Annotated in this window: 11 protein-coding genes; 8 read left to right on the top strand and 3 right to left on the bottom strand. The window is 68.6% G+C overall.

What is annotated here, in order from left to right:
• Window positions 1–537: 537 nt before the first annotated feature.
• Window positions 538–1,050: a histidine kinase gene (locus AVL59_RS10995; protein WP_067302177.1), complete on the top strand. Its 513-nt coding sequence runs from the start codon at window positions 538–540 to the stop codon at window positions 1,048–1,050.
• A 125-nt stretch (window positions 1,051–1,175) separates the two neighbouring features.
• Here the strand turns inward: AVL59_RS10995 and AVL59_RS10990 are convergent, their stop codons facing one another.
• The 3 genes from AVL59_RS10990 to ddaH form a co-directional block, all read right to left on the bottom strand.
• Window positions 1,176–1,946, bottom strand: coding sequence for a thioesterase II family protein (locus tag AVL59_RS10990; RefSeq protein WP_067302174.1), 771 nt, complete (start codon window positions 1,944–1,946; stop codon window positions 1,176–1,178).
• Window positions 1,947–2,189: 243 nt separating this feature from the next.
• Window positions 2,190–3,536, bottom strand: a complete 1,347-nt coding sequence (locus AVL59_RS10985) for a lysine N(6)-hydroxylase/L-ornithine N(5)-oxygenase family protein (RefSeq protein WP_067302171.1) — start codon at window positions 3,534–3,536, stop codon at window positions 2,190–2,192.
• A 518-nt stretch (window positions 3,537–4,054) separates the two neighbouring features.
• Window positions 4,055–4,930 carry a dimethylargininase gene (ddaH, locus tag AVL59_RS10980; protein WP_079146637.1) on the bottom strand — a complete coding sequence of 292 codons (876 nt, stop codon included), beginning with the start codon at window positions 4,928–4,930 and terminating at the stop codon, window positions 4,055–4,057.
• 101 nt (window positions 4,931–5,031) lie between these two features.
• On the opposite strand from ddaH, the gene AVL59_RS10975 reads away from it, so the two are divergent.
• The 7 genes from AVL59_RS10975 to AVL59_RS10945 all read left to right on the top strand — a co-directional run bounded on the left by AVL59_RS10975 (window position 5,032) and on the right by AVL59_RS10945 (window position 12,266).
• Complete coding sequence (locus AVL59_RS10975) at window positions 5,032–5,223, top strand: hypothetical protein (protein WP_067302166.1); 192 nt, start codon at window positions 5,032–5,034, stop codon at window positions 5,221–5,223.
• A 1,159-nt stretch (window positions 5,224–6,382) separates the two neighbouring features.
• Window positions 6,383–6,895, top strand: a complete 513-nt coding sequence (locus AVL59_RS10970) for a histidine kinase (protein ID WP_067302163.1) — start codon at window positions 6,383–6,385, stop codon at window positions 6,893–6,895.
• Window positions 6,896–6,977: 82 nt separating this feature from the next.
• The gene (locus AVL59_RS10965) at window positions 6,978–7,820 is read left to right on the top strand and encodes a DUF4097 family beta strand repeat-containing protein (RefSeq protein WP_067302161.1); all 843 of its coding nucleotides are present in this window, start codon (window positions 6,978–6,980) and stop codon (window positions 7,818–7,820) included.
• A gap of 75 nt (window positions 7,821–7,895) precedes the next feature.
• Window positions 7,896–8,873 (top strand): ATP-binding cassette domain-containing protein, encoded by a 978-nt coding sequence (locus tag AVL59_RS10960; protein ID WP_067302158.1) that lies wholly within the window; start codon window positions 7,896–7,898, stop codon window positions 8,871–8,873.
• Window positions 8,870–9,688, top strand: coding sequence for an ABC transporter permease (locus AVL59_RS10955; RefSeq protein WP_067302155.1), 819 nt, complete (start codon window positions 8,870–8,872; stop codon window positions 9,686–9,688). The genes AVL59_RS10960 and AVL59_RS10955 overlap by 4 nt, the downstream gene beginning before the upstream one ends.
• Before the next feature lie 579 nt (window positions 9,689–10,267).
• Window positions 10,268–11,305: a threonine ammonia-lyase gene (locus tag AVL59_RS10950; protein WP_159399893.1), complete on the top strand. Its 1,038-nt coding sequence runs from the start codon at window positions 10,268–10,270 to the stop codon at window positions 11,303–11,305.
• A 178-nt stretch (window positions 11,306–11,483) separates the two neighbouring features.
• Window positions 11,484–12,266, top strand: a complete 783-nt coding sequence (locus tag AVL59_RS10945; protein WP_067302151.1) for a thioesterase II family protein — start codon at window positions 11,484–11,486, stop codon at window positions 12,264–12,266.
• Window positions 12,267–12,313: the final 47 nt, after the last annotated feature.

Below are 12,313 nucleotides of genomic sequence, written 5' to 3'. Positions count from 1 at the left end.
GGCCGACGGCACCACCAGCTGATCGCTGGTCACGATCACGGCACCGACACCGTCCCCCCGTCGGTTCATCGGTGCCGCCCTCGCGGGCCCCGGAGAGGAAAATCCCCCGCTCTCCGGGGCCTGCCCCTTTGCACGTGGTGCCGGCGTACGAGGCAGCCACGTAGCACGCAAGGGTCCGTGGCATGCCCCGTACGGCATCACGCGCCTGCCACACCGCCCCCTGAAGCTCTCCCGCCACACCTGGCTCAGCGAGGTGGCGGGAGAACAGCGTGATGGCCGTGGCCGAATACGACCGCCTTCTCCTCGGCCCGCTCTCGCGTGACCGCGGTTGATCCGCGCGCTGCGGTGGCACTCACGTGGCTGCACTCCGCGTGCGGCATATGACCTGGCGCCCTTATGGCCCCACGTCGAGCCGCCAAGTCCAAGAGTGGCAGCCGACTCGTCGAGGCATCACACGTTTCACCTGGCCAAAGGGGGTCGCGCGGGAATGGGCCAAGCAGGCGCCGACCGGCGCAATCAGTGTGCCATGATGTCTCCATGGAACTACGGGAGTACGTCGATGCGCTGCGCGACGAACTGGTCACAACCTCTGCGGCAGCAGACGCCGAGACCCGCGCGGTTGCCGAGCGCCTCGTCGCTCCGCTGGAGTCGGCCGTCCGGCTCACGTTGCTCAAGGTTCTGTCGGCCGCGGCCGACGAGATCACCCAGGAGCTGGCACCCGGCTCGGTGGACCTGCGCCTGCGCGGGATGGAGCCCAGTTTTGTGGTGACTCCGCCCTCGGGCGACGACGGCCCCACCGAGGACACCACGGATGAGACCGGTGACGCGGCGAGCGACTGGTCGGCCGGAGCGCTCAGTGGCGCCATGAGCGGCACGACGGCTCGGATCAACTTCCGACCCCCGCAGGCGATGAAGGATCAGATCGAGGAGGCGGCGTCCAGACAGGGCATCTCGGTCAACGCCTGGATGGTCCGAGCCTCCGCCGCGGCGCTGACCAACAGCAAGCGAACCCCTCGCGGCAAGCAGCAGTTCAACGGCTGGGTGCGGTAGCCACCGCCGACCGGGGTCTCTCGGACCGTTGGATGTACGGCGGCAGCCTTCTCGATGAGGATCTGGCCCGCGACGGAGTCCCGTACGCCGCAAGGTGAGTTCTTACGATCCAGGGCGCGCAGTCCTCATGAGGAGGCGCTCGTACGGGACTTGATGCGACCCAGTACGTTTCTCATGTCCGCCAGCAGCGCGGCTTCCTGGGCTCTGAGGTAGAAATGCCCACCGGGCAGCACCCGGAGACGGAAGGCGTCGTGCGTCGTGTCCGCCCAGTCGCGCATCTGCTTCGGGGTCACCTCGGAATCGTCGTCACCGGCGTAACCGTACACCGGGCAGTCGAGCAGAGGTCGGCGGCCACCGCGGTAGTCGTCCACCAACCGGTAGTCCGCGCGAACCGCCGGGAGCAGGATCTCCCGTAGGTCAGGGTCCGCGAAGACCGGGGCCCTGCTCTCGTCGAAGCGCACGACGTCCGCGACGATCTCCTCGTCCGTGCCGGACAACCGCCGCTGGCCGTCCAGCGCATGGGGCGGGCGTCTGCCGGACACGCACAAGGCAGCCGGCGGACATCCCCGTTTCTGCAAGCGCAGCGCCACCTCATGTGCCACCGAAGCTCCCATGCTGTGGCCGAACAGCACCAGCCGATGCCGCGTCAGCTCGCCGAGTGCGTCGGCTATGTCGTCCGCGAGGGCTTCCAGCCCGGACGGGAACGGATCGCTGAGCCGGTCCTCCCGGCCCGGGTACCGGACAGCGAGTACGCCGATGTCCGACGGCAGTCCCAGATGCCACGTACGGTACGCGTTCGCCCAGCCGCCGGCATGGGGGAAACAGACGAGCTTCGTCGCGCACCCGTCGTCGTCACGGAAGCGGCGTACCCACCGCTCTTCCACCGGACTCCTCATCCGGAAGCCCCCTTTCCGTCCGCCGGAAACATGTAGTGATCGGCACGATCGGTGACACAAGGAAATACCTGGGAATCCCGGCCCACCGGGGAATCCGTCACGATCACCGAATCTCCCGAAGCCGCGCCTCCGGGATGCCGGATATTCCTCGGGGATCCGATCCGTCCCTCGCAGGAGACATAGACATGCGGGACCGGGTGTCGCGGGTGTGGCGCCCGGTCCCGTTCTTTCTTTTGCGGGCCTTCAGCGGGTGTCGCCGCCGACCTCGGCGAGGAGTGCCCGCTCGGCGTTCCGTCCCGCACGGCCGGCGACGATCGAGTCGGCGATCTCACCGCTTCGTACAGCGATGTTCGACAGCAGCGAGGAGGTCAGTCCGTGGGTGTGCTCGGTACCACCTTGGAGATAGATGCCGCAGCGCATCTCGGGGGCGGTGACGATGCGGTAGTCCCGCTCCACCCGGTATCGGCCCGCCTCGTCGCGCAGGCAGTGCCGGTCGAGATCGCCGAGCAGGTCCGTGGGCTCCATCGTGCTGTAGCCGGTCGCGCAGACGAGTGCGTCGAAGTCGAGTTCGCGCACCTCGTCGTCGGGGCCCACCTGCAGGGAGACGCGGGTCTCGGCGCCGACGCGCTTGACACTGGTGACCCTCGTCAGGTTGAGGAACTGAAGGCGCCGCACACCCCGTACCTCGTCGTCGTACGACCTGCGGTACAGATCCCGAATCACCTCGTCGTCGACGACCGAGTAGTTCGTGTTGCGGTGGTACCGCCAGAACGCCTCCCGCGTCTGCTCGGTGCCGAAGTAGTAGTCGTCGACGGCCCCGGGGTCGAAGATCTGATTGGCGAAGGGGGTGTCGTCCGCGACGGAGTAGCCGTAGGACGGGATGACCGCGCACACCTCGGCGTGCGGAAGCTCGTCGTACAGGAACCTGGTGATCTCGGCGGCGCTCTGGCCCGCCCCGACCACCGCCACCCGACGCAGTTCCGCGGGGTTCATCCGGCGGTACTTCTCCAGGAACTCCGAACTGTGCCACACCCGTTCGTCGCGCTCGGTTCCCACGGGCATGCTCGGGACCAGGCCGGTCGAGATCACCACGTTCCGTGCCTCGACCACGCGGCCGTTGCGGCCGGTGGCATCCGCCACCTCGAGGCGCAGCCGGTCCGACCGCTCCGGATCGGCACCCGGCGGCAGCCGGATCGACGTCACTTCCGAGCCGTACGCGACGCGATCGGCCACCCGTGCCTGCGCCCACTCGAGGTACTGGTGGAACTCCTGGCGCGTGGGGAAGAAATCCTGGTTGTTGACGAACTGCGGGAGCCGCCCCGACGCGTGCAAGTACGCGATGAAGCTGAAACTCGACGTCGGATTGCGGAAAGTGACCAGATCCTTGAGGAAGGATATCTGCATGGTCGTCGACGGCAACAGCATGTTGCGGTGCCAGCCGAACGCGGATTGACGCTCCAGAAAGAGGGCACTGATCTCATTCTCCGGACCATTCGCCCGGTACTCTTCCAGGGCTATGGCGAGTGACAGGTTGGACGGACCGAACCCAATGCCGACCACGTCATAGGTCTCGTGTTCACGATCACTCATAGAAGATTCTCTCCCGCAGGCATGACTGTGCGATGTGCTGTTCACATCTTCGACCGGTAATCGTCCGCTCCCAGAAGGATCCACGTCCGGGCGGGATTGAATTTCCATCGGCCGCGCCGCCAACGTAGACCGGCACGATGAACCAATTCAAGTACGCCGGACCAGCCGATACACGCCGATGTGCCAGCACATCCGTGCGGGCCGTGCATTCGCGTCCCGTCGGTGGGATACGAATGCACACCCAAGTTCAGCCCCTTGCCGTCCGACGGCTTGTGCATGCCGCGCCGCCCTGGCCGAATCATCCCCCTCGAAGGCCGGGTCGATCACGTGGAATTAGTGCTACCACAAATTACGGTTCCGTTGTTCCTCACCCCGGCATGGAACTACCGAACCCCCGCTTTGATGGTCCGAGTTGAGATGCGGTGTGAATGGTCATCGTTTCTCTCGCGCGTTCCGGTGCGGCTGTCCCGTCGACGGGACAGCCCGCGGTCCACGCTGCCCTCACATGGCTTCGCGCCTCATTCGCGGAGTTCGAGCGTGCAGCACTTGACGCTGCCTCCGGCCTTAAGCAGCTCGGTCAGGTCGGCGCCGATGGGGTGGTAGCCGCGCTCGCGCAACTGCGCCGCGAGGCCGGCGGCCTTCCGGGGCAGGACGACGTTGCGGCCGTCCGACAGCGCGTTGAGGCCGAACACGGCGGCGTCGGCGTCCTCGGCGAGGATCGCGTCCGGGAACCGCTCGGCCAGCACTGCCCGGCTCTGCGGGGAGAACGCCACGGGGTTGTACATGATCTCCCCGTCCCCGAGCACCGCCAGTGCCGTGTCGAGGTGGTAGAACCGCGGATCGACGAGGGTCAGGCTGGTCACGGGGCGCCCGAAGAACTCGCGCACCTCGTCGTGGGCCCGCGATTCGGAGCGGAAGCCGGTGCCGGCCAGGAACTCCTCGCCCGTGAAGAGGAAGTCGCCCTCGCCCTCGTTGACGTACTCCGCCTGCTGGACCGTGGACCAGCCGTTGAGGCGGAACCACTCCTCGTATGCCGCGGACTCGTCCCTGCGCTGGGGGTGCCGGAAGCGTGCGACGAGCACCTTGCCGTCCACGACGATCGCGCCGTTCGCGGCGAAGACCATGTCGGGAAGTCCCGGTACGGGCTCGATCAGCTGTACGTCATGGCCCAGGTCGACGAAGGTGTCGAACAGCCCTTTCCACTGGGCCAGTCCGGTCTGTGTCGAGGTGGGGCGATCCGGGTCCATCCACGGATTGATCGAGTAGGTGACGTCGAAGTACATGGGACGGCACATCAGGTAACGCCGGGGCGATGCCTTTCGTTCTTCGTGCGCCGTCCGTTCCGACTGTGTGTGCGACACCTTTATTCCCCTCTGATGGAAGACATCGAGCATTCCGGAACCGATTCCGGAGCGGTTCCCGGTGAGAAAGGAATAACGGAGCGACACTAAAGTCAATGCCCGTGCGGTTCATGACGGTCCGATGAATCCGGTCGATGTCGGCCGGGAAGCAGAGCTTCGACAAGCGGCTGCCCGACAGCGAGCGCACATTCCGCGAGGTCTTCGCCGAGCTGCGGCCCGGAAACGGCGCCGCCCTCGTAGGTGTCGGCCAGGCCGCCTCCATCGGCGCCCTGCCACTGGCTTCGCCCGTCGCCAGGGCTGCGAGGTGGCCTGTCCGTCCGGCCTGACGATGCGCCGGACAGCCGGCCTCCATACGATCGGCCGACCTCGACGACGCGACGATCGCCGAGCCGCGGACGCTTGTCGCGACCAGGGGGTTCATGTCGGCACCGAAGCCGTGCACGGCCGGCACCTCCAGGCTGTGCGCGGTCAGGAAGTCGCCGAGGATGACGTGGTGCGGCATCGGGGCGCGGGTGCCCGGGGCCGCCGCGAAGGCCTCCGCGGCGGTGTGGCAGGCCCGGTCGCCGGTGACGTGGACGTCTGGCTGGTGCCCGGCGGCGCGGGCGTGCCGGACCACGGCGTCGGTCTCGGCGGTGCGCTCGGTGTCGGTGGCACCGTTCACGCACAGGGAGCCGCAGCCGCCGTGCATCCAGGCCGTCTTGCAGGACGGCGCCGTCGCCGAAGATCTTGATGTCGTGGGTCGCAAGGCAGCGCGGATCGGTGCCGCCCGTGTCGCCGAGGCCCGTGAGGGTGCGGGCGAACTTCTCGGCGGTGCTCGCCATGCCGTCGGGCAAGGAGGAGGACGCCGAGGGCGGTTGAACGAGGACCTGGCCGCACTCATGGAGCAGCCCGGTGGGTTCGCCGGCGTGGACGATGGCTCCGCCGGGCGGTGCGACGGCGTGCCGGTCGATGCCGATGAGTTCCGGTGCCGTGCCCGCGCACTTCGGTGGCCCACCGGCGCCGGATCGCGACGGGGTCGCCGTAAGGGTCCTCCAGGTCATCCCGGAGCGAGAAGAGCATCGGCGTCGGGCGAACGATGCGCCCGACGGCGTCGCGGTCGGCCCGCTCGCGCCGCCGGTCGGTCGTGAGTTCGGCGCGGTAGCCCTCCCGCATGGCCCGCACCATGTCGGGATCGCGCGCCGTGCAGCAGCACCGTCTGCGGCCCGTTTCCGCCGCAGCGGACGAAGGCGGCAGTTTCGCCGACGTCGATCCGTGACCACGGCCATGCGCACCGCGGAGCGACACCGCTTGGCGTCATACGGCATCACTCCATGTCACTCAGGCGCCATGCCGCGCTCCCCAGCCGACCTTTCACCCGTGTGGCACCACCATGACCCGGGCGATCCCTTCACGTTTCCGCTGGTAGAGCGGTTGCATTGAGGCACTTCTCGCCTAAGGTGCCACGCGGGCTTGCGCATGGCACCACAGTGCTGCCATCATGACGTCATGGACCTCACCCCGCATATCGACACCCTCCGCCGCGAACTGGTGGTGGCCGCTGAAGCCAGCGGGGAAGACGCCCGCGAGCTGGCCGAGCGGCTCGTCGCTCCTCTGGAGTCGGCGACCCACCTGGCCATGCTCAACGTGCTCTCCGCCGCGATGGACGAGATCACCCGCGAACTCGCCCCGGGTTCGGTCGACATTCGGCTGCGCGGGCTCGACCCCGAGTTCGTGCTGACGCTGCCGCCCGCCGACAGCGGCACCCCCGCGGAGCCGACCGCACCCGTCGAACCGCTCCCAGCCCCCGCCGACGGCGACGAGGGCGGCACCGCCCGCGTCAACCTGCGTCTGCCGGCTCACCTCAAGGCCCGCGCCGAACAGGCCGCGAACCGCGAGGGTCTGTCGGTCAACGCGTGGCTGGTGCGCACCGTGTCGGCCGCGGTCAACGCCGGCGCCCGGCCGCGTACGACGGGGAAGACCCAGACCGTCGGACAGAACATGACGGGCTGGGTGCGCTAACCGCGCCCCTGCCTGCACCACTTCACCCATACCACGTCCCACCAGCAGGGACGGCCCGGAGACCCAAGAGGACGGGACAGCCATGCCTTCTTTCGACACCCCCGAACCGATCTCTGCCACGGTGCACGTGGAAGCCGGTTCCATCCAGTTCACCGCGGGCGACCGCCTCGACACCGTCGTCGAGGTGCGGCCCCACGAGCCCGGGAAGGACCAGGACCTGCGGACGGCCAAGCAGACCGAGGTCACGTACGCGAACGGTGTGCTGACCGTGAAGACGCCCAAGGCCAGTCTGTTCGGCCGCACCGGCATCATCGACGTGATGATCGAGCTGCCCACGGGCTCACGGATCGACATGACCGGTGGCGCCGCCCAGGTGCTCGCCGAGGGCCAGTTCGGCGAGGTCCGGGTGAGGACGTCGGCCGGTGAGGTCCGCCTCGGCACCACCGGGCCGCTCCATGCGACCACGCCGAACGGTTCGATCAGCGTGGACCGGGTCGAGGGCAGGGCCGAGATCACCACCAGCACCGGCAGCCTGCGCGTCGGCCTCGTCGACGGCCCCGCCGTCCTGAAGAACTCGCACGGCGCCACGACCGTCGACGCCGCGATCGGTGAGCTGCGGGCGAGCAGCGTCCACGGCGACATCGTGATCCGGCGGGCCGAGGCCTCGGTCACCGCCACCACCACCAACGGCGCCGTGCGCCTCGGTGAAGTGGCCAGCGGTACCGTTCAGCTGGAGACCTCCTACGGCGGCATCGAGGTCGGCGTCCGTGAGGGCACGGCCGCCTGGCTCGACGTCAGCTCGGGCTTCGGCCAGGTGCGCAACGCCCTCACCGTGTCCGAGGCGCCGAAGAAGACCGAGGACACGGTCGAGGTCATTGCCCGCACCCAGCACGGCAACATCGACATCCTCCGCGCCGCGGCCTGAGCGCCACACCGTCAACCGGCCCCGCCCCTCACCCACTTCAGCCTTCGAACGGAGGGCACCATGCCTTCTTTTGTCATGCCCACGTCTGGGCTGGCCGACGGTCACACGTCGTCGGCCGCCATCTCCGCCACCGGTCTGCGCAAGTCGTACGGCGACAAGACCGTCCTCGACGGCATCGATCTGCACATCCCGGCCGGCTCGGTCTTCGCGCTGCTCGGGCCCAACGGCGCCGGCAAGACCACCACCGTGCAGATCCTGTCCACGCTCATCAGCGCCGACGGCGGGCAGGCTCAGGTCGCGGGCCACGACGTCGCCACGTCACCGGAGGGGGTGCGCGCCGCGATCGGTGTCACCGGCCAGTTCTCCGCCGTCGACGGGCTGATCACCGGCGAAGAGAACATGCTCCTCATGGCGGACCTGCACCACCTGCCACGAAGCGAGGGACGGCGGGCAGCCGCCGAGCTCCTCGAGCGCTTCGACCTGGTCGAGGCCGCGAAAAAGCCCGCCTCCACCTACTCCGGCGGCATGAAGCGCCGCCTCGACATCGCCATGACCCTGGTCGGCAATCCCCGCATCATCTTCCTCGACGAGCCCAGCACCGGCCTCGACCCCCGCTCACGACACAACATGTGGCGCATCATCCGCGAGCTGCTGTCCGACGGCATCACCATCTTCCTCACCACCCAGTACCTGGAAGAGGCCGACCAGCTCGCCGACCGCATCGCCGTGCTCAACAACGGCCAGATCGCGGCCGAGGGCACCGCCGAGGAGCTGAAACGGCTGATCCCCGGCGGACATGTCCGGCTCCGCTTCTCCGACCCGTCCGTCTATCAGAGCGCCGCCCTCGCGCTGCGCGAGGCCACCCGGGACGACGAAGCGCTGTCGTTGCAGATTCCCAGTGACGGCGGCCAGCGCGAGCTGCGCTCCATCCTCGACTGGCTGGACTCCGCCGACATCGAGGCGGATGAGCTGACCGTGCACACCCCCGACCTCGACGACGTGTTCTTCGCCCTGACCGGCGGCGCCGACAAGGCCGAGGAGGCTGTCCGATGAACGCTCCCCTGGCTCCCGCCCGCCCGACCGGGATCTCCCTCGCCGTGCGCGACTCGTCCACGATGCTGCGCCGCAACCTCCTGCACGCGCGGCGCTACCCGTCCCTCACCCTGAACCTGATGTTCACGCCGATCCTGCTGTTGCTGCTCTTCGTCTACATCTTCGGCGACGTGATGAGCGCGGGCATCGGCGGCGGACACGCGGACCGCTCCGCGTACATCGCCTACATCGTGCCGGGCCTGTTGCTGATGACCATCGGCAACACCATGGTCGGCACCGCGGTGTCCGTCTCCAACGACATGACCGAGGGCATCATCGCCCGCTTCCGCACGATGGCGATCCACCGCGGCTCCGTGCTCATCGGGCACGTCATCGGCAGCGCGCTGCAGGCGATCATCAGCGTGGTCTTCGTCGGCGCCATCGCCGTGGCCATCGGCTTCCGGTCCAAGGACGCCACGCCCCTGGAGTGGCTCGCGGCATTCGCCCTGCTCACGCTGTTCACCGTGGCGCTCACCTGGATCGCGGTCGGAATGGGCCTGGTCAGTCCGAGCGTCGAGGCGGCCAGCAACAACGCCATGCCGCTGGCCTTCCTCCCGCTCATCTCCAGCATGTTCGTGCCGATCGACTCGATGCCGGGCTGGTTCCAGCCGATCGCCGAGTACCAGCCGTTCACGCCGGTCATCGAGACCGTGCGCGGCCTGCTGCTCGGCACCGAGATCGGCCACAACGGGTGGCTCTCGATCGCCTGGTGCCTGGGCCTCTCCGCGCTCGGCTACGTCTGGGCACAGTCGGTATACAACCGCGACCCGAAGTAGCCGGGACGACCTGGCCGACCACCTCCCCCAGCTCGTCCCGACCGAGGGCGGCGTACTCCGACACGGCGTTGGCGTACGCCGCCCCGCTTCGACCGTGTCCGACACCGTGTACGCTCTTCACCCAACTCCGGTGCACGGCACGGGAGTCAAGCGTCCGTGGTCCAAGGAAAGACGCCCATCATCCGATGGGGAATGCAGGTGCAAGGCCTGCCGGGCGCTCCCCACACGAAGGCCCCCTCACCGACGAGGGGGCCTTCGCCGTTCCAGAGTTCCGGCTGGGGTCATCAGTGCGATCGCATCAAGCTGCTTGAGGCCCTCGAACAAAGGGGAGCTTTTCCGCTCCGGGAAGTCCGTACGCCCGGGCGGGCTTGCATTTCCATCGGAGGCGCCGCCAAAGTGGAACGGCACGATGAACTGTTTGAATAATCCCCCTCAGCCGACGCGCACCGCTGTATCAGCGCATCCGCGCGGGCCGTGCATTCGTGTCCCGTCGACAGGACATGAATGGAAGCTCCGCCGCGTGCACATGCTGTTGGTTTGCTCTTTTCGGCGCGCGGCTTGCATCCCGAGGACGCCTCGATGTCGCAGAGAAGCGGAGACGTATTCATGTCGGTCGGCGCGAATGCCGTGACTTTCGCCGGGCAGCCGCCGCTGCTGAGTCATGACGGGGTGCACGATGCCCGGCGCCGTATCGCCGGCCGTGTAGTGCACACACCCGTGGTGCGCAGCGAGGAGCTGGAGGGTCTGGCCGGGGCCCGGCTGTGGCTGAAGGCGGAGAACCTCCAGCGTGGCGGCTCTTTCAAGATGCGTGGCGCGCTCCTTGCCGTGGAGCGGCTGGCGGGGGCCAAAAGCCCTGGTGTGGTCGCGCAGTCCACCGGCAACCACGCCATAGCCGTGGCGCTGGCCGCCGCCCAGTACGGGCTTGCGGCCGTACTGGTGCTGCCCACCGACGCCGCACCGGCCAAGGTGACGCGCATCCGGGACACCGGCGCCGAGGTGATCCAGGTGGGAACCACCCTGGCCGAGCGCATCGCGGTGGTCGAGGAACTGAAACACACCCGCGGCCTGGACGAGATCGACCCCTACCAGAACCCGGACGTGGTGGCCGGCCAGGCCACCGCCACCGTGGACCTGCTGCACCAGGTGGACGCCGCTGACGGCCGCCTGGACGCGGTGGTGCTGCCCGTGGGCGGCGGCAGCGCGCTGGCCGGCGCCTGCCTGGCCACCACGGGCCAGGACATCGACGTCTACGGCGCCGAGCCCAGCGCCGTCCCCGCCCTGACCGCGGCCCTGCAGGCCGGGGGGCCGGTCACCGTGGACGCCCGGCCCACCATCGCCGACGGACTGCGCCCCGACCGCATCGGCCAACTCCCCTACGACCTGGCCCACGACACCGTCGCCGGGGTCTTCACCATCGAGGAGAGCGCCATCGCCCAGGCGCTGCGCCTGGTCCTCGTGCACGCCCGTCTGCTCATCGAGCCCGCCGCCGCCACCGCCGTGGCCGGCGCCCTGCGCCTGGCCGCCGACGGCCAGGCGCGGGACATCGGCGTACTGGTCTCGGGCGGCAACGTCGACACCAGCCTCGTGGCATCCCTCCTGGACCACCGGCCCGCCTGAACCCACCGGGGCCCGCCGGAATTCGATGCGCTCATCGAGTTCCGCCCCGGACAACCCGGTGTGCTCCCCATGGAGAAGAGGTTGTTCGGGTTGCCGGTTCCTTTCCGAACAGCTCCGCTACGCTCGGACCGCTCCCGCACCGCGGGCCGTATTCGGTAAACACACAGAAAGGTCGTGCATGACAGGGTCAGGGAAATTCGACGGGGAGTGGATACACCGCTTCCATCCCGCCGACGACAGCGAATTCAGAATCGTCTGCTTCCCGCACGCCGGGGGTTCTGCGAGCTACTTCTACGCACTGTCGGAAGCTCTCTCACCGGAATTGGACGTGCTCGCCGTTCAGTACCCGGGTCGGCAGGACCGGCGTGCCGAGGGCTGCGTCGAGAACTTCGCCGAACTCGCCGACCTCACCTACGCGGCACTTCGTCGCTCCGAGGACGGCCGGCCCACCGTCTTCTTCGGCCACAGCATGGGCTCCGTCCTCGCCTTCGAGGTGGCCCGCCGCTACCAGGACGACACCGGCGCTCCGCCCGCCTGGCTGCTCGCCTCCGGCTACCCCCCGCCCTCCCTGCTGCGCGGTGGAACGGTTCACCGCCGTGACGACGACGGCATCATCGACGAACTGCGTTCCGTCGGCGGCACCGACCCCGTCTACCTGGAGAACAAGCATCTGAGGGCGTCCATCGTCTTCGCCGTCCGTGGCGATTACACGGCCATCGAGACCCACCCCCGGGTCATCGGTGTGCGGCTCGACTGCCCCGTCACCATGCTGGTCGGCACCGACGATCCGCACACCACGACCGCCGAGGCCGATGCCTGGCGGGAGCACACCACGGGCGAGTTCTCCCTGCACGTCTTCCAGGGCGGCCACTTCTACCTCGACGAGCACGGTCAGGAGGTCAACGACATCATCTCCGCCACCGTCCGAGACCTCTCCGCCGCCCGGAAGGCAGTCCGCTAGGTTCCCTCTCCGGGGCCGACACCTTGCCGCCCGGGCGGGGGTCGCGG

Source organism: Streptomyces griseochromogenes, assembly GCF_001542625.1.
GTDB classification, from domain to species: Bacteria; Actinomycetota; Actinomycetes; order Streptomycetales; family Streptomycetaceae; genus Streptomyces; species Streptomyces griseochromogenes.
The sequence above is the reverse complement of the archived record's forward strand: the minus strand, read 5'-3'. Positions and strand labels throughout refer to the sequence as shown.